Source organism: Roseibium salinum, assembly GCF_026240905.1.
Taxonomy (GTDB): Bacteria; Pseudomonadota; Alphaproteobacteria; order Rhizobiales; family Stappiaceae; genus Roseibium; species Roseibium salinum.
Genome location: NZ_JAPEVI010000003.1, coordinates 1010843 through 1032583 on the forward strand (window position 1 = coordinate 1010843; position 21741 = coordinate 1032583).

The following is a 21741-nucleotide window of genomic DNA, read 5'->3' on the forward strand; positions in this document are numbered from 1 at the left end:
ATGGTGATGGACTTTCTTGCGCCTTCCGAGCCGCAAGTAAAAAAAATTACCAAGTCACCATGGAAGATTCTGATCGTTGATGACGATCCGGATGTCCATGAAGTCACCAGGATCGCCGTTGCCGGATGCCAGTTCGAAGGTCGCCCGTTCGAACTCCTGCATGCGCTTTCCGCGCAGGAGGCGCGCCAGATACTTTCGGATCATGACAACATCGCCGTTGCGCTGGTCGATGTGGTTATGGAAAGCGACACTGCCGGGTTGGACCTGGTCAGATGGATCCGCTCCGAACTCGGCAATCACTTTACGCGCCTGATCCTGCGGACCGGGCAGCCGGGTTACGCGCCGCAGACAGACGTGATCATGAGGTTCGATATTGACGGCTACGCGGAAAAGGCCGAGCTGTCCCGGACAAAGCTCATCACGGCACTCGTTACCGCGCTGCGGGGGTACAAGCTGGTCATGTCGCTTGACCTCAACCGGCAGAAACTCAAACAGTTGAATTCCCATTTCGCTGCGATTGTCGATAAGAACGCCCTCAGCGATTTTGCCTCGGCGGTGCTCAGGCATTTTTCGGACCTCGTCGGACAGCCCGTGGACTGTCTCCTTTGCGGACTTGATGCGCTTCCCGAGTACGGCACAATCGACACGGCCAACAGCAGGGTACTGGCGGCCACAGGCAAATTTGCGGACAGGATCGACCTGCCCATCGATATTCTGGATGAGGACGCAATCCGCAAGCTGGTGCAGGACTGCATCGACACCCGGTCCGCGCGATCGTCGGCTGAAGGGGTGGCCCTTCCACTCGTGACCCGGAACGGCATGACCGGAGCGCTCTATCTCGGCATGCCCGCGGAACAGCTGGAGGAATTGCTCGGACCTGAGGTCATCCAGCTTTTCGTTTCCAACGTTTCTCTCGGCTACGAAAAGACGGGCCTGCTGGAGCATATCCGCAACCTTGCCTATGTCGACCGAATTACCGGACTGTCGACATTCTCCGGGTTCATCGAGACCTTTCAGCGCTTTGCCGCTGAACACACGCCGCTGCTGGTCGTGCACTGCGATATTCAGCGCTTCCGGGTGATCGTGGATGGCATCGGGGACGAGAAGGCCGTTGCCGTTCTGAAGAAGGCCGGGCACAGACTGTCGCAGACCTTTCCGGACGCGTTGACCATCGCACGGAAGGAGAGAGATGAATTTCTCATTCTCTTGAAGGGCGGTCAGGAGAACAAGGTTCAGGACATTGTCGCACGGGTCGAACAGGCCTTTCAGGAACCGATCGAGCAGGACGACAACCAGATCACCTTGAGGATGCGCCTTGGCTTTGCTGCCGCGGACGATGACAATCACGAAGCGGAACAATTGGTGCGGTTCGCATCGATTGCACTCAACGACGTCCGGCAAAAGGGGCTTACCAATCACGCCGTCTTCCATCCCCTGATGCAGGAGGCCGCCTTCGAACGGTTGCGGCTTGCCTCACTGCTCACCGGGGGAAGCCATCAGACAGAGTTTTCCCTGCATTACCAGCCGATCATGTTGGCGCGCGACGAGAGCATCGCCTCGTTCGAGGCATTGATGCGGTTTCGTACTCCTGCCGGAAATTTCCTGAACACGGCCCGCATGATCGAGGCCGCCGAGGCCAGCGGCCTCATTACGGAAATCGGGGCCTGGATGTTCAAATCCGCCTTTGCCGAGTTCAGCAAGATGTCCGCGCTGTCGGACCAGGTGCGCTTGAATGTAAACCTGTCACCGCGCCAGGTACTGGCAAACAGGATCTACAAGGATATCGAGGATGCCTCGTCCGCGGCGGAATTACCCCTGCACCGTCTCGTGTTCGAAGTCACCGAGGGCTTGTTCCTCAACAACGATCAGGTGACCCTTTCCTTGCTGACCTGGTTGCGCAACAAGGGCGCGAAGGTAGTCATCGACGATTTCGGGACAGGGTATTCGTCCTTCAGTTATCTGCGCAAGCTGCCGGTCGACGGCATCAAGATCGATCGGAGTTTCATCATGAATATGGACCAGGACGGGGATGCGCTCGCAGTCGTCAAGTCGATCATCGCGGTTGCGCAGGCGCTTGATCTGAGTGTCACCGCGGAGGGGGTCGAAACGGACGCTCAGCGCAAGATCATGCAGGAACTGCATTGCGACTTCCTGCAGGGCTATCTTTATTCGAAGCCGCTGGCAAATTCGGAGGTCGGGTCCTTTATTCAAAAGGCCGCTGGAGCGGGTGTGGCCTTCAGTTAGCCGGTTATTTCCGTTTGTTTCACCGGATCAGGGGCTTGGCCAGGACGAGTTGCGGCCCGCACCGCACGCACGTGCAGGCGCGGGTGCGAACCACCCGGGAGAGTGCGGGGCCGGCTCAGCCGATTTGCCGCCTTTACCTGAACGACTTGCCGCCGAAGTGATTTGACCGCCGGCTCAGGCCGGTTATGGATTCCGGCTCAGATAAGCGATTGAAATTTTGCACAAAACACGCTCTCATAGTCCGAGTGGGGCGCGACCCTGATTAAGACATTGCCAATAATTGCCCAAGCGCGGCATGGGGAGAGACTATATGGATATGAACGGCTCCCACCGGATACCTGCCAAACGGGAAACAGTCTGGGAGGCTTTGAACGATCCGGAAGTGTTGAGAGACTGCATCCCGGGCTGTGAGAGTCTGGAAAAGGTTTCCGACACGGAAATGACCGCCGAGGTCACCTCGAAAATCGGCCCGGTCAAGGCGAAATTCAAAGGCGCTGTGACACTTCTGAACATGAATCCTCCGGAAAGCTATACGATCTCCGGGGAAGGCAAGGGCGGCGTTGCCGGATTTGCGAAAGGGACTGCGGACGTCAAACTGACGGAAGAGGGCGATGAGACCTTGCTGACCTATGAGGCCAAGGCCCAGGTGGGCGGCAAGCTTGCCCAACTCGGGAGCCGGCTGATCGATTCCACGGCGAAGAAAATGGCGGAGGAATTCTTCTCCAGGTTTTCCGAGAAGGTGGGCGGCCCCACGGAGCAAGTAACGGCCGAAGCCGGTTTCGACGACGAGCTTGATCCCGGTGTTGCAGAGGAAGCCAAGCGGATTGCCCTGGAAGAGAGTTCGGAAGACGTCGTGCATGCGTTCGAAGAAGCCGAGCATGCGGTAGAAGAACGTTTTCACAAGGCGGAAGAAAACCTGGAAGCGGCAGCGGGGCGAAATGCCTTCGGAGGCCCGATGGTCTGGGGGCTCGCTCTTCTCGCGGCTTTGATCGTCGTTCTTGCTCTTGCGAGTTGACCCGCCGGGCCGAATTTTGAAATGATCAGGTTCTGACGCTCGTTTCGTTTCGCCAGAATCCACAGAACCGAAAACACGGCGACAAGCCGGGATGCTTTTTGGGCCTTGGCTCAGAGAATTTTATGAGGGAGAGAAATTCATGTCGAAAGTCTCGATGGTTTTGAACGGCAAGACGGTTTCGGCGGAAGTCGAAGACCGGACGCTGCTCGTTGCGTATATCCGCGAGGTGCGCGGATTGACCGGCACGCATGTGGGTTGCGACACTTCGCAATGCGGTGCCTGCGTGGTCCATGTCGACGGCAAGGCGGTCAAGTCCTGCTCGATGCTGGCCGCACAGGCCGATGGCGCGGACATCGTGACCATAGAAGGTCTGGCGGCCGATGGCAGCCTGCATCCGGTTCAGGCGGCATTCCGCGAGCACCATGGCCTGCAGTGCGGGTTCTGCACTCCGGGCATGATCATGACTGCCGTGGATATGATCAAGCGGCACGGTCCGGGGCAACTCGACGAGAAAACCATCCGCCACGAGCTGGAAGGAAATATCTGCCGCTGCACCGGCTACCACAACATCGTAAAGGCCATAAAGGCCGCTTCCGATCAGATGGCCGGTCTGGCCCAGGCCGCAGAGTAAACGGCCCGCACTCCTGACATGCGCGGGGCTTCCTGCGCAGACAATCTGCAAGACCAATCAGCGTGACCGTTGCCAGGAGGAGAAGGGCGCGGCTCTGCTGTCCGCCAGGTCTTGGAAGAGACATTCCGCCCGGGGGCGGTAGCCGGTACGTCCGGTCAGAGGAGGTTTTCCGGAAAAAGGCGGGGCCGGAACAATTGATGAGGGAGAGAGACGATGGCAATCGAGGGGATCGGCGCCCGCGCCCTGCGCAAGGAGGACAAGCGCTTCATTACAGGCAAGGGCCAGTATACGGACGATGTGAGTATGCCGGGAATGGGCTACGCGGCTTTTGTGCGTTCGCCGCACGCGCATGCGAAGGTGAAGGGAATAGATGCCAGCGCGGCTCTGGAGATGCCCGGCGTCGATGCGGTCCTGACCGGCGACCAGCTGATCGGCGACGGCATCGGCAACCTGATCTGCGGGTGGATGATCCATTCCAAGGACGGCTCGCCTATGAATATGGGCGGCTGGCGCGCTCTTGAACCGGAAATCGTGCGCCATGTCGGCCAGGCGGTTGCCGTGGTGGTGGCCGATACGCAGGCACAGGCACGTGATGCGGCTGATGCGGTCGTTGTCGATTACGAAGAACTTCCGGCCGTGGTCGATGCAGTCGCTGCCCTTCAGCCCGGTGCGCCGCAAATCCATCCGGAAGCCGAAGGCAATCTGATCTACGATTGGGAAATCGGCGACGAGGCCGCGGTCAACGCAGCATTCGAGAAGGCGGCGCATGTCACGCGCATGGAAATCCAGAACAACCGCCTCGTGCCCAATCCGATGGAGCCCCGGGCCGCGCTGGCCAGCTACAACGCGGCCGAGGAGCATTATACGCTCTACACTACGTCCCAGAACCCGCATGTGGCCCGGCTGGTTCTGTCGGCGTTCTACAACGTGGCTCCTGAGCACAAGCTGCGGGTGATTGCTCCGGATGTCGGCGGCGGTTTCGGCTCCAAGATCTATATCTATCCCGAAGAGATGGTGTGCCTGTGGGCCTCGAAACGGGTTGGCCGGCCGGTCAAGTGGGTTTGCGACCGGACGGAAGCCTTCCTCACCGACGCTCATGGCCGCGACCACCATTCGGAAGCCGAACTGGCGCTTGATTCCGAAAACAAGATCATCGGCCTGAGGGTCAAGACAGTCGCCAATCTCGGCGCCTACATGTCCTTGTTCTCTTCGGCCGTGCCGACCTATCTCTATGCGACGCTGCTTTCCGGGCAGTACAACATTCCGGCCATTCATGCCAATGTGAAGACGGTCTATACGAACACGACACCCGTGGACGCGTATCGCGGTGCAGGCCGCCCGGAGGCGACCTATCTACTGGAGCGTCTCATCGAAACGGCGGCCCGGGAGGTCGGATTGTCGCCGGCCGATTTCCGCCGGAAGAACTTCATCAAGTCATTCCCGCATCAGACGCCGGTCATCATGTGTTACGACGCCGGCGACTACGATGTGACGCTTGATGCAGCCCTCAAGGCGGCGGACTATGACGGCTTTGCGGCCCGCAAGGCCGAGGCCGCCTCACGCGGCAAGCTGCGCGGCATCGGCCTCTCGTGCTACATTGAGGCCTGCGGCATCGCACCTTCGGCGGCTGTCGGTTCTCTCGGCGCCGGTGTCGGACTTTGGGAATCGGCCGAAGTGCGCGTCAATCCGGTCGGCTCCGTCGAAATCCTCACCGGGTCGCACAGCCATGGCCAGGGCCATGAAACGACCTTTGCACAGCTTGTGTGCGAACGCTTCGGCCTTGATACAAACAACGTCGCCGTCGTTCACGGCGACACGGACAAGGTTCAGTTCGGAATGGGAACCTATGGCTCCCGTTCGGGTGCCGTCGGTATGTCGGCGATCGTCAAGGCCCTCGACAAGGTCGAGGCAAAGGCCAAGAAGATCGCCGCCCACCTGATGGAAGCTGCCGAAGGCGACATCCAGATTGAGGGCGGCGAGTTGAAGGTCGCTGGAACCGACAAGAAGCTGTCCTTCACGGAAGTGGCCCTTGCCGCCTATACGGCCCACAACCTGCCCGAAGGCATGGAGCCGGGCCTGAAGGAGGGAGCGTTTTACGACCCGACCAACTTCACTTTCCCTGCGGGCACCTATGTCTGCGAAGTGGAAGTGGACCCGGAAACCGGCAAGACCGAAATCGTCCAGTTCGTTGCGGCGGACGATTTCGGCAGGGTCATCAATCCGATGATCGTGGAAGGCCAGGTCCATGGCGGGCTTGTCCAGGGTATCGGGCAGGCACTGCTTGAAAACGCGTCCTATGACGAGAACGGCCAGCTTCTGACGGCGTCCTACATGGATTATGTCATGCCGCGCGCCGATGATGTGCCGTCCTTCAGCCTGTCCACGCACGAAACCCTTTGCCCGGGTAATCCGCTCGGCATGAAGGGCTGCGGCGAGGCCGGTGCGATCGGGTCACCGCCCGCGGTGATCAATGCCATCGTGGATGCGATCGGCAACCACGACCTGAGCATGCCGGCATCGGCGGAAAAGGTCTGGGCGCTGTGCCGGTCCTCGATAAGAGAGGCGGCCGAATAGTGATTGACGTGGAGGTGGATCATGGCGCCTTGGAGCGTCCTGTTATGCCGGGAACTTCCCCGGGAGGACCTCCGATCCGGCATGATCCACGTTGCCAGTTCCGGCGCCGGGCTCGTTTCCGGGCCGGCCAGAGATTGACAAAGATAAACCCATTCCTGTGGGAGACATGAAATGTATGAAACAACATATCACCGGGCCGGTTCTCTTGCCGAGGCAGCCGATCTGATGGGCAAATCCGATGACGGCAAGGTTCTCGGCGGCGGGCAGACCCTGCTGCCGACCATGAAACAACGCCTGGCCGCACCAAGTGATCTGGTGGATGTCACCAGGATCGGCGACTTGAAGGGTATCCGCGAAGAAGGTGACGGCCTGTCGATCGGTGCAGCCACGACCCATGCAGAAGTGGCCGCATCCGATCTGGTGAAGCAGACGCTGCCCGGTCTTGCCACACTTGCCGGCGGCATCGGAGATCCTGCGGTGCGCCACATGGGGACACTTGGGGGCTCGATCGCCAACAACGACCCGGCGGCGGATTATCCGGCAGCGCTGGTCGCCCTGGGAGCGACGGTGGTGACGAACAATCGCGAGCTTCCGGCGGAAGACTTCTTCACCGGGCTTTTCGAAACCGCGCTGGAGGACGACGAAATCATCGTTTCCGTCAAGTTCCCGGGGGCGGCGGCAACGGCCTATTCCAAATACCCGAACCCGGCATCCCGTTACGCCATGGCAGGCGTGTTCGTGGCCAAGGCCGCTGACGGATCGGTCCGGGTCGCCGTGACCGGGGCAGGGCAGGATGGTGTCTTCCGCATGGGTGAAATGGAAACGGCACTTGCCAGGGAATGGTCGCCGGAAGCGGTGGCGAAAATTTCTCCGGCGTCCGACGGCCTTCTGTCCGATATCCACGGCTCCGCTGCTTATCGGGCCAATCTGGTCACGGTCATGGCAAAGCGTGCGGTGGCGGCTGCGAGCTGATCATCCGGCAATCGTGTTTCACAAACCCGGCCGATATTCCGGCCGGGTTTGTTTTTTGCTTTTCAGGAGTTTGGCCGCGAACGACGGTGCTGCAAAGCAGGTATATTTCAAAGAGAATTGCAGTCGCTCCGCCAACAGGGGGCAAAACCCTCTCTAAAGAACGAGAACGGGCACCGCAGTTCCGGCCTGTTGCGCCGGTGCATGGGGCGGGCGGACGATGAGCGCGCCGGACCTTGCCAGCAATCCCAGCATGGAGCTGTCCTGTTTGGCAAATGGCGTGACGATCAGCTTGCCGTCCGCGTCTTCTTCGAGCGTGGCACGCACATAGTCCTGCCGGCGGTCATTGGCCGGAAGATCCGCGGCCAGAACGGCCTGTGCGGGAGCGCTCTGCTGAGGTTCGAGCCCGAGCATTGCCTGAAGGAGCGGCTTCAGAAACAGCAACCCGCAGACCAGGCTGGACACGGGATTTCCCGGCAGGCCGAGAACCTTGGTATTGCCGAGGCGTCCGGCCATCAAAGGCTTGCCTGGACGCATGGCGATCCGCCAGAAGGACAGGTCCATGCCTTCCTGTCCCAGGACCTCCTGAACCAGATCGTGATCGCCGACGGATGCGCCGCCAAGGGTGACGAGGATATCCGCGTGCTCCGAGATGGCGCGGCGGACATGGGAAGCCAGTTCAACCGAATCGTCCGGCGATATTCCCAGGTCCAAAGGTTCGCCACCGCAATCCTCGACGAGAGCAGCGATGCCCGCGTGGTTGGACGCGATGATCTGATCCGGGCCGGGCTCGGTGCCTGGGCGCACCAGTTCATCTCCGGTCGCAAGAATGGCGACTTTCGGCCGGCGGATCACCGGCAGGTCGGCGTGGTTCATGGCCGCCGCCAGCGCCAGGTGCCTGTAGGCAAGTTTGAGCGGCGGGGCGAGCAACACATCGCCTTTGGCAAAATCGAGGCCCGCCGGACGGACGTGAGCACCTTTAACCGGTGCTTCCAGAACGGTGACCTGATCGCCGGACCGCTCGGCGTTTTCCTGGATGAGGATGGTATCGGTTCCATCGGGAATTGGAGCGCCGGTGAAAATGCGCACGGCCTGACCCTGTTCCACTGTGCCGGAATAGCCATGGCCCGCAGGGGCGTCGCCAATCACCTGCAGCGTCGCGCGGCCTTCGCCAAGATCCGTAGACCGGATCGCGTAACCGTCCATCGCCGATGCAGCGAAGGGCGGCTGTGTTCGGGTCGAGGCGAGCGGTTCGGCCAACATGCGGCCGTTCGCCCGCTCGAGCGGCACATGTTCCGTTTCCAGTGGAGAAATTCCTGCCAAAAGTCTTTCGAGCGCTTCGGCAACCGGCATCAGGCTCATCAGGTGCCGCCTTCGCTTCCGTCTTTTTCCAACGTCCAGTGGCCGGACTTGCCGCCGGCTTTTTCAACCAGCCGGATATCTCCGATCACCATGCCCCGGTCGACGGCCTTGGCCATGTCGTAGATGGTCAGGCAGGCGAGGGAGCAGGCCGTGAGGGCCTCCATCTCGACACCGGTCTGGCCGCTGACCTTTGTCGTGGCCGTCACAATCAGACCCGGCAACGCGTCGTCCGCCTCGATGTCGACGGAGACTTTCGACAGCATGAGGGGGTGGCAGAGCGGGATCAACTCGTGGGTCTTCTTTGCCGCCATGATGCCGGCAATGCGGGCTGTCCCGATCACGTCGCCTTTCTTGGCATTGCCCGAGCGGATCAGCTCCAGGGTCTCCGGCCGCATGGTCACGGACCCGCGCGCGACGGCTATCCGGTGCGTGACGTCCTTCGCCGAGACGTCCACCATGTCGGCGGTGCCGGTCTCATCAAGATGTGTGAGTTTCGGGTCCTTGCCGACCATGTCCGTCTAAACCGCTTCGGAGAATGGGGGCGGGCGAGGAGCGCTCTGGTTGCCGCTGTGACATCCTCCTGCCGCATCAGGCTCTCGCCGATCAGAAAGGTCGAGATGCCGACCCTGTTCATCCGTTCGAGATCCGCCGGCGTGAACAGGCCGGATTCGCCGACCACGATCCGGTCCGAAGGGACCTGCGGCGACAGCTCTTCACTGGTCTCCAGCCTGGTTTCGAAGGTCTTGAGATTGCGGTTGTTGATACCAAGAAGCCGGGAGGAGAGCTTCAGCGCGCGTTCGAGCTCTTCTGCATCATGAACTTCCAGCAGGACATCCATTCCGAGGCTGAAGGCGGTCTCCTCCAGAGCCTTGGCCGTGTCATCATCGACCGCTGCCAGGATGATTAGAATGCAGTCACCGCCCCAGGCCCGTGCTTCGAACACCTGATACGGGTCATAAAGGAAATCCTTGCGGAGCGCCGGCAGAGAGACGGCATCCCGGGCTGAGGTCAGAAAATCCGGCTTGCCTTGGAACGACGGCGTGTCCGTCAACACCGACAGACAGGCCGCACCCCCGTCCTCATAGGCCCTGGCAAGCTGCGAAGGATCGAAATCCTCCCGGATCAGCCCCTCGACGGGCTCGCCTTCTTGATCTCGGCGATGAGGGCATATGCGCCAGCGGCATGTTTGGCCTCGATGGACTTCAGGAACCCGCGGGGCGCCGATACGTCCTCGATCCGGGCCTTCAGATCCTGCAACGTAACCCTGGCCTTGGCAGCAGCGATTTCATCGCGCTTATAGGCTTCAATTTTCTGGAGGATATCGGCCATTTTCCTATCCGTTCGACGCTGCGACGAGTTTTTCCAGAGTGTCGGAAGCCGAGCCGCTGTCAATCGCATCGGCTGCCATCGCGACCCCGTCTTTCAGGTTGGTCACCTTGTCGGCCACCAGCAACGAAGCAGCGGAGTTGAACAGGACGATGTCGCGATAAGCGTTCTTGTCGCCGGCCAGGACATTTCTCAGCGCCTTGGCGTTTTCGGCCGGAAGGCCGCCCCTGAGGTCTTCCGGACGGACAATCGGCAATCCGACTTCGGCCGGAGATATTTCAAAGGATGTGATCTTGCCGTCCTTCAGCTCGCTTACATAGCTCGGGCCGGTGGTGGTGATCTCATCCATGCCGTCAGTGCCATGGACCACCCATGCCTTTTCAGAGCCGAGTTCCTTCAGAGCCTGCGCAAGCGGCTCCACCCATTTGCGGGCGAAGACGCCCGCCATCTGGCGCTTGACCCTGGCAGGATTGGAGAGTGGGCCGAGCAGATTGAAGATCGTTCTGGTTCCAAGCTCCACGCGGGTCGGCCCGACATGTTTCATCGCCGCGTGATGAAGCGGCGCAAACATGAAACCGATGCCGACCTTGTGAATGCATTCGGAAATCTTCTCCGGGGAGATGTCGATATTGACGCCAAGTTCGGACAGCGCTTCCGCGGCGCCGGACTTGGATGACAATGACCGGTTTCCATGCTTTGCCACCGGCACGCCACAGGCAGCAACGACAATCGAGGTACATGTCGAAATGTTGTAGCTGCCCGAGTTGTCGCCACCGGTGCCGACGATATCGATGGCGCCGCCGGGGGCGTTCACCGGAATCATCTTCTCGCGCATGGCTGTCACGGCGCCCGTCACTTCGGCAATGCTTTCGCCGCGGACGCGCAAGGACATCAGAAAGCCGCCCAGCTGGGACGGGGTGGCCGAACCGGACAGGATCACGTCAAAGGCTTCCCGGGCTTCTTCCCAGCTCAAAGCTTGGCCATCGGCGACCTTGGCAATGAAGTCCTTGAACGTGGTCATGTGGTCAATCCATCCGTTTAAAAATCAGTTCTGTTCCAATCCGACGATGCGGGCAATGGCGGCATTGTTCACTTCGACGCCCGCCTTGTCTTCCTGATCGGAGACGAACTGGCCTATCAGCGTATCCTGGAGCTGCTGGGACACCTGATCGCCAATCGCCGCCACTTCCGGTGCGGACAGGTCGAATTCGGGAACCGTCGCACCGGTTACCTTCAGGACCAGACGGCCCTGATCGGCGGCCGGCGCCGTTGCAACGGTCCCGACAGGGCCGCTGAAGACAGCGGAGATCGCTTCCCGGCCGAGGTCTTCGGACGGTGCGTTGCGCTGCAAGTCAGTTGCGGTTCTGACTTCCAGTCCGGCCTCGGTTGCCAAGTCCTCGAGCGGTGTTCCGCCCTCCGCCTTGGCGAGAAGTTCGGCCGCCGTGTCATTCAGGCGCTTGGCGAGCTGATCCTGCTTCCAGGCGGCGACCACATCGTCCCTGACTTCGTCCAGCGTGCGCTCCCGCGAGGGGATCACTTCAACGACGTCGTACCAAAGGTAGCCCCGCTCACCGAACTGCAGGATATCGTTTTCGATGCCGATATCGCTGTCAAATGCCCCCTCGATCAGGCCTTCGGCATCCGGCAGGTCAGCCTCACCGCCACTTATGGATTTTCCGGAGGAGTCAAATGCTTCCGGGGCCTCTACGGGCAGCGAAAAGCGTTCGCCGATTTCATCCAGCAGCGCACCGCCGGCACGGGCATCCTCGACCTCATCCAGAAGATCCAGGATTTCCCTTTCGGCCTGTTCCTTCGAAAGATCCTGAACGATACCGGCCTTGACCTCTTCAAAGGGCTGCGTGTGTTCCGGCTGGATTTCCTGGACATTCAGAATGACCGTGGAAAACCGGCCCTCGACGGCGCCGCTGCTCTGGCCCTCGGCGAGCGAGAAGGCGGCCTCACCAAGCGCCTCATCGAGGAAATCGTCTTTGGCCATCACGCCCAGTGTAACGTCGCTGTCGCTGAGATTGCGCTCCGCCATCAGGTCTTCAAAAGTCGCGTCGCCCTGGAGTTTCGCAGCGGCTTCCTCGGCTGCTTCCTGAGACGGGAAAGACAGTTGCCGGACTTTCCTGCGTTCCGGCTCGTGGAAGTCCTGCTTGCGGCGCTCATATTCGGCGCGGGCGTCTTCTTCCGCGACCTCTTCGGGACGGGCGAGGGTGTCCGGGGTGAGGGCGATGTACCGGATCTTGCGATACTCGGGCGCGTGGAAGTCGGCCTTGTTCTCTTCGAAATAGGCGCTCAGAACTTCGTCGGACGGATCTTCGATCTCGCCGATATGTTCAGGGGTAACGAGAAGGTACTCGGCTGTGCGGGTCTCCTGCTGATAGGTATGCAGGGCTTCGAGATAGCTCACAGGGGCCTTCATGCCGCCGGCAATGCCCTCGGCCAGCTGACTTCTTTCCGCGATGTTACGGCGCTGGAGCACGTACTCGTCTTCGGAATAGCCGTTTGCCCGCAGCACCTGTTGCAAGCGGTTGCGGTCATACCGCCCGCCGGGACCCTGGAAGGCCGGATCGGACTGGATGATGGTCGCAAGACGCTCGTCCGTGACGCCGAGTTTCAGGTTTTCCGCCGCATCGTTCATTGCAGCTTCGGCAATCAGCTTGCCGAGTGACTGCTGCGGTATACCGAAAGCCGCGCCCTCGGCGGGCGTGAGCGGGCGGCCGAATTGCTGCGAGAGCCGATTGAGGTCCTGCCGGTAGGTCCGTTCAAAATCGAGAAGCGTGACCTCGGTGTCGCCGACCGTCGCTGCCGTGTTCTGGCCATAGCCTTGGAAAAAACCGGTAATGCCCCAGATACCGAAGCTTAAGATCAGCAGGGCGATGAACAGTTTGGCAATCCAAGTGCCCGCGCCCCTGCGCAGTGCGTCAAGCATGACGACTCCCGTGATTCTTGTTTTCCATCAGCCTGTCTGATGGTTGAAGCGGACCGGCCCTGGCCGGAGCGGGCGGATCATAATGAGGTGGCGTCGCTGCCGCAAGGCGGACAGAACACAAAGTTGCCCCACAAACACCGGCGCCCAAAAGGATATTTGCCACGGCTGACAGATTGCAACACACGGGCGCATCTGCTCTATAAACGGCGAGAGAAAATCAGCCTGCAGGAGCAAGCAGAATCATGAGCGCGACGATCAAACCGCTGGTGGCCGGAAACTGGAAGATGAACGGCCTGAAATCCAACGTGGCGGAGTTCTACAAGATGCGGGCCGGGATTTCGGACGATCTGGCCGACAATGTGGACGTAATGATCTGTGCGCCCGCCACCCTGATCGCCGTTCTTGCGGAAAAAGCCGAGGGCGGGGCGATTGCCCTGGGCGGCCAGGACTGCCACGCGGAAAAATCCGGAGCTCACACTGGGGATATCGCCGCGGAAATGCTGCGCGATGCCGGGGCAAGTGCCGTGATCGTCGGTCACTCGGAACGCCGAAGCGACCACGGCGAGAGCGACGCGGACGTGAATGCCAAGGCCCGGGCCGCCTGGCGGGCGGGGCTCACTGCCATTATCTGTGTCGGTGAGACCGAGAGCGAGCGCAAGGCCGGGCAAGCTGTTGAAGTCGTCGAGCGTCAGCTGAACGGCTCCGTTCCCGATGGCGCAACTCCCGAAAACACCGTGATCGCCTATGAGCCGGTCTGGGCCATTGGAACCGGGCTGACGCCAACCGCCGGCGACGTGGAAGAGATGCACAAGGCCATGCGGGACAATCTTGAGAATCGCTTCGCGGGTGCGGGCTCCGCGATGCGGCTGCTCTACGGCGGATCCGTCAAGCCCGCCAATGCCGGCGAACTGATGGCGGTGGCCAATGTCAACGGCGCGCTGGTCGGGGGCGCGAGCCTCAAGGCTGACGACTTTCTGGGGATTATTGCGGCCTATTCGTGAACGGCCGCCCTTGAACCTTCTTTGGCAAAGGGTCAATTGAAGGGTGGAAAGCGGGCGGCGTCTGGTGTAGAAGGCCGCAAATCTTGAAATCAATACAGAATGGTATTCGATGGAAACCGTAGTCATCGTCATCCACCTGATGGTCGTACTGGCCCTGGTGCTTGTTGTCCTCCTGCAGCGCTCCGAAGGCGGGGCACTCGGCATTGGCGGCGGAGGCGGCGGCCTGATGTCGAGCCGCGGGACGGCGAACGTGCTCACACGTGCTACTGCGGTTCTGGCGGTGGCCTTCTTTGCAACCTCTCTGACGCTCAGCCTGATCGCCAGGAACGAGGATCGCCCGGCATCCATTCTGGACGCATCTCCGGTCGCAGGCGAAAGCGCGCCTTCCGCGGCGGATGGAGAAACCGAAGGTGGTTCTGGCGGTGTCCTTGATGATCTCAAGAGGTTGAACCAGCCTTCAGGGCCCGAGGTCCCGGCCGCTCAATAAGCGGCCGCGGCGGCCATTCGGCCCTTTCACCCGACATATGCCCTGCGGCTGAACTCGCAGGGCATTTTTATGTGTTAAGAACGCAACTCCCGAGTGGTCAAACGGCCCTCGGCAAGGATATGGTATTGGTCCATGGCGCGATACATTTTCATCACCGGCGGCGTGGTCTCCTCGCTTGGAAAAGGTCTTGCTTCCGCGGCACTGGGCGCATTGCTCCAGGCGCGGGGTTACAAGGTCCGTCTTCGCAAGCTTGACCCCTATTTGAACGTGGATCCGGGCACCATGAGCCCGTATCAGCATGGCGAATGTTTTGTGACCGATGACGGGGCGGAAACGGACCTTGACCTCGGCCACTACGAACGTTTCACCGGCCGGCCTGCGAACCAGCAGGACAACATCACCACCGGCCGTATCTATCAGGACATCATCGCGAAGGAACGCCGGGGCGATTATCTCGGCGGCACCGTTCAGGTGATTCCGCATGTGACCGACGCGATCAAGAATTTCGTCGTGACCGGAAACGAAGACTACGATTTCGTTCTGGTGGAAATCGGCGGCACCGTTGGCGACATCGAGGGCCTGCCGTTCTTCGAGGCGATCCGGCAGCTTGGCAACGATCTGCCGCGCGGTGAGGCGGTCTACGTCCATTTGACCCTGATGCCCTACATCCCCAGTGCCGGCGAAATGAAAACCAAGCCGACACAGCACTCGGTGAAGGAACTGCGGTCCATCGGCATCCAGCCCGACATTCTTATGATCCGCTGCGACCGTGAGATCCCGGAAACCGAAAAGCGCAAGCTGTCGCTGTTCTGTAATGTCCGTGAAAGCGCGGTCATCCCGGCCTATGACGTCAAGTCGATCTATGACGTGCCGATTGCCTATCACACGGAAGGCCTGGATGATGAAGTCCTTGCGGCCTTCGGCCTGACGGACGCCCCGGCACCGGTGCTCGACCGGTGGGAAGGCATTTCAAGCGCGGTCGCCAATCCGGAAGGCGAAGTGAAGATCGCGATCGTCGGCAAATACACGGTCCTGAAGGACGCCTATAAATCCCTGATCGAGGCTCTCGTTCATGGCGGCATCGCCAACAGGGTGAAGGTCAACCTGGAATGGATCGAATCGGAAATATTCGAAAAGGAAGATCCGGGCCCTTACCTGGAAGGGGTTCACGGCATCCTGGTTCCGGGCGGCTTCGGCGAGCGGGGTGCGGAAGGCAAGATTGCCGCCGCACATTACGCCCGCACACGCGAGACGCCGTATTTCGGCATCTGCTTCGGCATGCAAATGGCGGTTCTTGAGGCGGCGCGGAACCTGGCGGGCATTGCGGAAGCCAATTCCACCGAATTCGGCCCGGCCAAGGAACCTGTCGTCGGCCTGATGACCGAATGGACCAAGGGCAACGAGAAAGAGATCCGCGATGCAAGCGGTGACCTCGGCGGCACGATGCGTCTGGGGGCCTATCCTGCAACTCTCAAGCCCGGCTCGAAGATCGCCGAGATCTATGGAGCCACGAGCATTTCCGAGCGTCACCGCCATCGTTACGAGGTGAATATCGGCTACAGGGAGAAGCTGGAGAAGTGCGGTCTCATCTTTGCAGGGACCTCACCGGACGGGATCCTGCCGGAAACGGTGGAGATCGCAGACCATCCCTGGTTCATCGGCGTGCAATATCATCCCGAACTGAAGTCCAGGCCGTTCGATCCTCATCCGCTGTTCGCATCGTTCATCGGCGCGGCGGTGCAGCAGAGCCGCCTAGTCTAAGGCAACCTGCTCTGTCGTGAAATCACGGAAAGCAGATGGTTGATCAAGCCCGTGATTGAATCCTCACGATGATCGGCGGTTTTGCAGATCTCTCAACAGTCTCAAGGAGCTGTCATGGTACGCGGTCTCGATCATCTCGTCGTTGCTGTGAAGGATCACGAGGCGGCGGCCCGGGCCTGTGCAGGGCTCGGGTTCACCGTGACGCCGGAAAACCGGCACTCCTGGGGAACCGCGAACCGGCTGATACAGCTCGACGGTTTCTTTATCGAACTTCTGAGCATTGCCGAACCCGGCCTGATTCCGGAGCCGAAGGAAAACACGTTCTCCTTCGGGGCCTTCAACAGGGACTTTCTGGAAACCAGGGAAGGGGCCAGCATGCTGGTCCTGGAAAGCAGCGACCCTGCCCGCGATCGCGCCGACTTCGAACAGGCCGGGCTGCAGGTATTCGATCCGTTTACCTTCGAGCGGGTGGCCAACCTGGCCGACGGAACGAGCGTGAAAGTCGCCTTCGACCTCACCTTCGTTCGCGATCCACTTGCCCCCGAGATAGGCTATTTCACCTGTCGCAACAGGTATCCTGAGAATTTCTGGAAACCGGCGTTTCAGACCCACCAGAACGGGGCGCAGTGTGTGAAGGCCGTTTACCTGCTCGCCGGAGACCCTTCCGATCATCACGAGTTCCTCGGAGGCTTTGCAGGCCAAAGAGAAATGCGTGCCACCAGCCTGGGGCTGGAGCTGGAAACGCCGCGGGGGAAAATCTCGGTCCTGACCCCGCGTGCCTATCGCTCGCTCGTCGGGCAGGAGGCCGCGGATGCGGTTCAAGGCAGTCTGCCGCAAATCGCCGCCCTGGAGATCGGTTGTGCCGGTCTTGAGGAGACGAGAATCATTCCCGCGAGCGATTTGTTCGGCCTCACGCTGGTTCTTTCCCCAGTCTCCTAAGATCGAGGAAACGTGGGGCACCGCACCGGCTTCTTGCGAATTCTTGAGCCGTCAAAGTTGAATTAAATTGTCCCTTCGCAAACACAACGCCTGGGCAATCTTCTCTTGTTGAATCAACCAGTCGTCTTATAGTGAACTCCAATCATGCGCCTTGGTCGGCCGGGCCAGACTGCGGAGTTTCACGAATGCCTTTTTTGCGACTTGCCACTATTTCCCGTTCCTTTGTGCTTGCATCCCTGACATCGGTTTTTCTGGCCGGTTGTTCCGACGGGTCCGACGAGGCCGCGGCGCCGGTTGCGCCGCCGCCTTCCGTGACGGTGGCCAAGGTCAGCAGTCAGGATGTCCGCCAAAGCGCTCGGTTCGTCGGGCAGATTGCGGCGGTCGATCAGGTGGATCTGGTCGCCCGGGTCAGTGGATTTCTGGAAAAGAAAGCGGTTCCCGACGGTACCGTCGTCCAGGTGGGCGATCTGCTTTTCTCCATCGAGAAGGCGCAGTACCAGGCCGCTGTGACGAGGGCCGAGGCGGATCTGGCCAGCGCCAAGGCCGACGCCGCGCTGAAGGCCGCCGATGAAAAGCGCGACAAGGACCTTCTCGACAAGGGACACGTCTCGGAAGCTGCCTATGAAGCCACATTGGCGAAGAAACAGCAGGCGGAAGCCGCTGTCGAAGCTGCCCAATCGGACCTGGAACAGGCAAAGCTCAATCTGAGCTATACGGACATTTCCGCGCCGTTTCCCGGCCAGATCGGCAAGACGACCTACAGCGTGGGAGAGGTCGTCGGGCCAAGCACCGAGCCGCTGGCAAAGCTCATCCGCCTGGCTCCGGTCTATGTCAATTTCTCCGTCAGCGAAGACCAGTATCTCAATGCGGTTAAGACGCATGGCCTCAATCCTGCGAACATTTCGCCGGAAAGGTCACCTGCGCTCAGCCTGGTCCTCCCGAATGGCGAAACCTACGGGGAAACGGGCAAGATCGTTTATATCGACAACCACGTCGATCCGACAACGGGGACGATCTCTTTCCGTGGGCAATTCGACAACAAGGACACCAAGCTTCTTTCCGGGACCTATGTCACCGTGATTCTCGAGGCGCCCAAAGCGGAAACCGCTCTGGTCGTGCCGCAGGCGGCCGTTCAGCGCGACCAGCAGGGGCCTTTTGCGCTGGTTGTGACCGACAAGAAGGTCGAGCAGAAGTATATCGAACTCGGTCAGCAGATAGAGACCAATTATGTCGTCACCAACGGCTTGAAAGACGGCGAGGAGGTGATCGTCGAAGGTTTGCAGAAAGTGCGGCCCGGCGTCGAGGTTACGCCCGTTCTTGCGTCCAAGCCGGCGGAGCAAAGCTAGATGTTTTCACGCTTTTTTATCTACCGGCCGAAATTCGCGCTGGTCATTTCCATCGTCATTACGCTAGCCGGATTGCTGGGGTATTTCTCCCTGCCGGTCGAGCAGTTCCCGAACATCACTCCTCCGGTCGTCAATGTTTCGGCGACCTATACGGGGGCGAATGCGGAGGTCCTGGAGGAAACCGTGGCCGCCCCCATCGAGGGGCAGGTGAACGGTGTCGACAACATGATCTACATGCAGTCGACCAGTTCCGCCAGCGGCAGCTATTCCCTGAACGTGACCTTCGGGGTCGGGACGGATCCGGATATTGCGACCGTCAACGTGCAGAACCGGGTCAGCCAGGCAACCAGCCAGTTGCCGAGCGATGTGACCGCGCAAGGGGTGACGGTGCAAAAGGCCAGCACGAACATGCTGCTGGTGATCACGCTTTATTCGCCGGGCGGCACCTATGACCCGGTGTTCCTTTCCAACTACGCATCGATCCGCCTGAAGGACGCATTGGCCCGCGTACCGGGCGTCGGGCGCGCCGACGTCATGACCGACTTCGCCTATGGCATGCGCATCTGGCTGGACCCGGACAAGCTGACCAGTCTCGGCATGACGCCGAGCGATTTCGTTTCGGCGGTAAAAGACCAGAATATCCAGGTTGCCGCCGGCCAGATCGGTGCGCCTCCCGTGCCGTCCGGCCAGCAATTCCAGTACACGGTCAAGGCCAAGGGCCGGCTTTCGACCGTCGAGGAGTTCGAAGACATCGTCCTTCGTACCGGAAGCGACGGCGCCATGGTCAAGATCGGCGATGTCGCCCGTGTCGAACTCGGCGCGCAATCCTACAATGCCAGCGGCGAGTTCAACGGGCGGCCCGCGACCGTTCTTGCCATCTACCAGGCCCCGGGCGCGAACGCGCTTTCCGTTTCCAAAGCGGTGCTGGCACGGCTGGACAACCTGTCGGAAGCGTTTCCGCCGGACATGCAATATGCCGTCCCGTTCAACACGACGGATTTCGTGCAGCAATCGCTCGATGACGTGATCACCACCTTGTTCCTGACGTTTCTTCTGGTGGTTTCGGTCGTGTTCGTCTTCCTCGGCAATTGGCGCGCGACGATCATTCCGACGATCGCCATACCCGTATCGCTGATCGGGACCTTTGCCGTTCTCCTGGCGCTCGGCATGTCGCTCAATACGATCTCGCTGTTTGCCCTGGTGCTGGCAATCGGCATCGTGGTGGATGACGCCATCGTCGTCGTCGAGAACGTTGAGCGCATCATGTCCGAGGAGGGCCTTCCACCCAAACAAGCCACCGAGAAGGCGATGGCGCAGATTACCAGTCCAGTCATCGCGACCACCTTGGTGCTTCTGGCGGTGTTCGTGCCGACCATCTTCATGCCGGGCATCACCGGACGGCTCTATTCCCAGTTTGCGGTCACGATCTCGGTCGCCGTGCTCATCTCGTCGGTCAACGCCCTGACCCTTTCGCCGGCGCTGTGCGGCTTGATCCTGAAATCCCGTTCGGGGCCTCCGCGCGGCGTCATGGGCAGGCTGGATCGCGGCATAACGTCGGTGCGCAACGGCTACACGGCCGCTGTCCGCCGGCTGGTGCGGGTTGCCTTCATCGGGGTCGCCGTCGTTGCCGGCGTCGTTGCGCTGATCGTGACGCTCGGCATGACGCTGCCCCAGGGCTTTCTGCCGGCGGAAGACCAGGGTTACCTGATGGTCGACGTTCAACTGCCGGACGGGGCTGCACTGGAGAGAACGGAGGACATAACAGGCCGCGTCATCGAGCTGGTGGAAAACACGGCCGGCGTCGACGGTGTTGTCGTGGTGAACGGCTATTCGATCCTGAACGGGGCCTCGTCCTCCAACGCCGCCCTGGTCATCGCCACGATGAAGGGCTGGGAAGAGCGTCAGGCGCCGGATCTGCGCATCGAAGCGATCCTGGCGAAGTTCTGGGCCGATTTCTCGACCATTCCAGGGGCGAATATCATCGCGTTCAATCCGCCGCCGATCCCGGGTCTCGGCACCACCGGCGGCGTGCAGGCAATGCTGCAGCAGACCGGTGACGGCACCCCGCAGGATCTGGCTTCCGCAGTCGGTTCTATGGTCTATTCGGCGAACCAGAGCCCGCAGATTGCGCGCGCCTACTCGACCTTCCGGGCGAATGTGCCGCAGATATTCGTGGACCTCGACCGGCAGAAAGCAAAGACGCTGGGTATCAACGTGGCGGATGTGTTCGTCACGCTGCAATCATATCTCGGCTCCTATTACATCAACGACTTCAATATCTTCGGACGTGTCTACCGGGTGATGGTGCAGGCGGAAGGAGAATTCCGCGACAGGGTCGAAGACATAGGCCGGCTCTATGTGCGCTCGACCGACGGAACGATGGTGCCGATGCGCAGCATTCTGACGACGAAGAACGTGCTCGGGCCGCAGATCCTGACCCGCTACAACATGTTCCGGTCCGCGGCCGTCATGGCGGATCCTGCGCCAGGGGCATCGACCGGTGTCGTGATCGGCGAAGTGGAAGCGGCCGCCCAGGAAGCGTTGCCGTCCGGCTATACCTACGAATGGACGGGAACCGCCCTGCAGCAGCTTGGCTCCGGGCAGGTCGTGCTGTTCATTCTGCTGCTCTCCATCCTTTTCACCTATCTGTTCCTGGTGGCGCAGTATGAAAGCTGGACCATGCCGCTGGCGATCCTGATGTCGGTGTCCTTCGCGATCCTCGGCGCGCTGGTGGCCGTGTTCGTGACGGGCAGCGACGTCAACCTCTATACGCAGATCGGAATGATCATGCTGATCGGAATGGGGGCAAAGAACGCCATTCTGATCGTCGAGTTTGCGATCGAGCAGCGCGACAGCGGCAAATCCATCCGGGACTCGGCCATTGAAGCCGGCCATTTGCGCTTCCGCGCCGTCATGATGACGGCGCTGGCATTCCTTCTTGGCGTCGTGCCGCTGATGACCGCGTCGAGCGCGGGGGCGGCCAGCCAAAAGGCCATCGGCTTCGCGGTTTTCGGCGGCATGCTGTTCGCGACCTCGATCGGCGTCCTGTTGATTCCGGTTCTCTATGTCAGCCTTCAGACCGTGCGCGAAAAGGTGAAGGGCTGGCTGGGAATCGGACCGGAGACGAGGCAGGAAACTCCGGCCACGTGAG

15 protein-coding genes and 1 pseudogene are annotated in these 21741 nt (G+C 60.6%); 11 read left to right on the forward strand and 5 right to left on the reverse strand.

Annotation, left to right across the window (positions count from 1 at the left end; translation table 11 throughout):
- The 5 genes from ON753_RS09255 (at position 1) to ON753_RS09275 (ending at position 7436) form a co-directional block, all read left to right on the forward strand.
- A complete protein-coding gene (locus tag ON753_RS09255) occupies positions 1-2244 on the forward strand; it encodes an EAL domain-containing response regulator (RefSeq protein WP_265962237.1) in 2244 nt (747 codons plus the stop codon).
- Between the two features lie 310 nt (positions 2245-2554).
- Positions 2555-3259, forward strand: a complete 705-nt coding sequence (locus ON753_RS09260; RefSeq protein WP_265962238.1) for an SRPBCC family protein — start codon at positions 2555-2557, stop codon at positions 3257-3259.
- A gap of 139 nt (positions 3260-3398) precedes the next feature.
- The gene (locus ON753_RS09265; RefSeq protein WP_265962239.1) at positions 3399-3890 is read left to right on the forward strand and encodes a (2Fe-2S)-binding protein; all 492 of its coding nucleotides are present in this window, start codon (positions 3399-3401) and stop codon (positions 3888-3890) included.
- Positions 3891-4103: 213 nt separating this feature from the next.
- On the forward strand, positions 4104-6464 hold the full coding sequence (locus ON753_RS09270; RefSeq protein WP_265962240.1) for a xanthine dehydrogenase family protein molybdopterin-binding subunit: 2361 nt from the start codon (positions 4104-4106) through the stop codon (positions 6462-6464).
- A 171-nt stretch (positions 6465-6635) separates the two neighbouring features.
- The gene (locus ON753_RS09275; RefSeq protein WP_265962241.1) at positions 6636-7436 is read left to right on the forward strand and encodes an FAD binding domain-containing protein; all 801 of its coding nucleotides are present in this window, start codon (positions 6636-6638) and stop codon (positions 7434-7436) included.
- Between the two features lie 153 nt (positions 7437-7589).
- On the opposite strand, the gene ON753_RS09280 is transcribed toward ON753_RS09275, so the two are convergent.
- The 5 genes and pseudogenes from ON753_RS09280 to ON753_RS09300 all read right to left on the reverse strand — a co-directional run bounded on the left by ON753_RS09280 (position 7590) and on the right by ON753_RS09300 (position 13056).
- Positions 7590-8795 carry a molybdopterin molybdotransferase MoeA gene (locus tag ON753_RS09280; protein ID WP_265962242.1) on the reverse strand — a complete coding sequence of 402 codons (1206 nt, stop codon included), beginning with the start codon at positions 8793-8795 and terminating at the stop codon, positions 7590-7592.
- Positions 8795-9307: a cyclic pyranopterin monophosphate synthase MoaC gene (gene moaC / locus ON753_RS09285; RefSeq protein WP_265962243.1), complete on the reverse strand. Its 513-nt coding sequence runs from the start codon at positions 9305-9307 to the stop codon at positions 8795-8797. The genes ON753_RS09280 and moaC overlap by 1 nt, the downstream gene beginning before the upstream one ends.
- 35 nt (positions 9308-9342) lie before the next feature.
- Positions 9343-10124, reverse strand: a pseudogene (gene trpC, locus ON753_RS09290) (indole-3-glycerol phosphate synthase TrpC); the annotation flags it as partial.
- 4 nt (positions 10125-10128) lie between these two features.
- Positions 10129-11142, reverse strand: a complete 1014-nt coding sequence (gene trpD, locus ON753_RS09295) for an anthranilate phosphoribosyltransferase (protein WP_265962244.1) — start codon at positions 11140-11142, stop codon at positions 10129-10131.
- A gap of 24 nt (positions 11143-11166) precedes the next feature.
- Entirely contained in the window at positions 11167-13056 is a 1890-nt protein-coding gene (locus ON753_RS09300) for a SurA N-terminal domain-containing protein (RefSeq protein WP_265962245.1), read from the reverse strand.
- 242 nt (positions 13057-13298) lie between these two features.
- On the opposite strand from ON753_RS09300, the gene tpiA reads away from it, so the two are divergent.
- From tpiA to ON753_RS09330, 6 genes are all read left to right on the forward strand, one after another.
- Positions 13299-14057: a triose-phosphate isomerase gene (tpiA, locus tag ON753_RS09305; protein ID WP_265962246.1), complete on the forward strand. Its 759-nt coding sequence runs from the start codon at positions 13299-13301 to the stop codon at positions 14055-14057.
- Positions 14058-14166: 109 nt separating this feature from the next.
- Positions 14167-14544: a preprotein translocase subunit SecG gene (secG, locus tag ON753_RS09310; protein WP_265962247.1), complete on the forward strand. Its 378-nt coding sequence runs from the start codon at positions 14167-14169 to the stop codon at positions 14542-14544.
- Positions 14545-14676: 132 nt separating this feature from the next.
- Positions 14677-16305, forward strand: a complete 1629-nt coding sequence (locus tag ON753_RS09315; protein WP_265962248.1) for a CTP synthase — start codon at positions 14677-14679, stop codon at positions 16303-16305.
- Positions 16306-16419: 114 nt separating this feature from the next.
- Positions 16420-17244, forward strand: coding sequence for a VOC family protein (locus tag ON753_RS09320; RefSeq protein WP_265962249.1), 825 nt, complete (start codon positions 16420-16422; stop codon positions 17242-17244).
- A 185-nt stretch (positions 17245-17429) separates the two neighbouring features.
- Positions 17430-18590 carry an efflux RND transporter periplasmic adaptor subunit gene (locus ON753_RS09325; protein ID WP_265962251.1) on the forward strand — a complete coding sequence of 387 codons (1161 nt, stop codon included), beginning with the start codon at positions 17430-17432 and terminating at the stop codon, positions 18588-18590.
- Entirely contained in the window at positions 18591-21740 is a 3150-nt protein-coding gene (locus ON753_RS09330; RefSeq protein ID WP_265962252.1) for an efflux RND transporter permease subunit, read from the forward strand.
- Position 21741: the final 1 nt, after the last annotated feature.

Bases quoted from the DNA above. Each gene is read 5' to 3' on its own strand.
- ON753_RS09255 (WP_265962237.1), top strand. From the start codon at position 1: ATGGTGATGGACTTTCTTGCGCCTTCCGAGCCGCAAGTAAAAAAAATT.
- ON753_RS09260 (WP_265962238.1), top strand. From the start codon at position 2,555: ATGGATATGAACGGCTCCCACCGGATACCTGCCAAACGGGAAACAGTC.
- ON753_RS09265 (WP_265962239.1), top strand. From the start codon at position 3,399: ATGTCGAAAGTCTCGATGGTTTTGAACGGCAAGACGGTTTCGGCGGAA.
- ON753_RS09270 (WP_265962240.1), top strand. From the start codon at position 4,104: ATGGCAATCGAGGGGATCGGCGCCCGCGCCCTGCGCAAGGAGGACAAG.
- ON753_RS09275 (WP_265962241.1), top strand. From the start codon at position 6,636: ATGTATGAAACAACATATCACCGGGCCGGTTCTCTTGCCGAGGCAGCC.
- ON753_RS09280 (WP_265962242.1), bottom strand. From the start codon at position 8,795: ATGAGCCTGATGCCGGTTGCCGAAGCGCTCGAAAGACTTTTGGCAGGA.
- moaC (WP_265962243.1), bottom strand. From the start codon at position 9,307: ATGGTCGGCAAGGACCCGAAACTCACACATCTTGATGAGACCGGCACC.
- trpD (WP_265962244.1), bottom strand. From the start codon at position 11,142: ATGACCACGTTCAAGGACTTCATTGCCAAGGTCGCCGATGGCCAAGCT.
- ON753_RS09300 (WP_265962245.1), bottom strand. From the start codon at position 13,056: ATGCTTGACGCACTGCGCAGGGGCGCGGGCACTTGGATTGCCAAACTG.
- tpiA (WP_265962246.1), top strand. From the start codon at position 13,299: ATGAGCGCGACGATCAAACCGCTGGTGGCCGGAAACTGGAAGATGAAC.
- secG (WP_265962247.1), top strand. From the start codon at position 14,167: ATGGAAACCGTAGTCATCGTCATCCACCTGATGGTCGTACTGGCCCTG.
- ON753_RS09315 (WP_265962248.1), top strand. From the start codon at position 14,677: ATGGCGCGATACATTTTCATCACCGGCGGCGTGGTCTCCTCGCTTGGA.
- ON753_RS09320 (WP_265962249.1), top strand. From the start codon at position 16,420: ATGGTACGCGGTCTCGATCATCTCGTCGTTGCTGTGAAGGATCACGAG.
- ON753_RS09325 (WP_265962251.1), top strand. From the start codon at position 17,430: ATGCCTTTTTTGCGACTTGCCACTATTTCCCGTTCCTTTGTGCTTGCA.
- ON753_RS09330 (WP_265962252.1), top strand. From the start codon at position 18,591: ATGTTTTCACGCTTTTTTATCTACCGGCCGAAATTCGCGCTGGTCATT.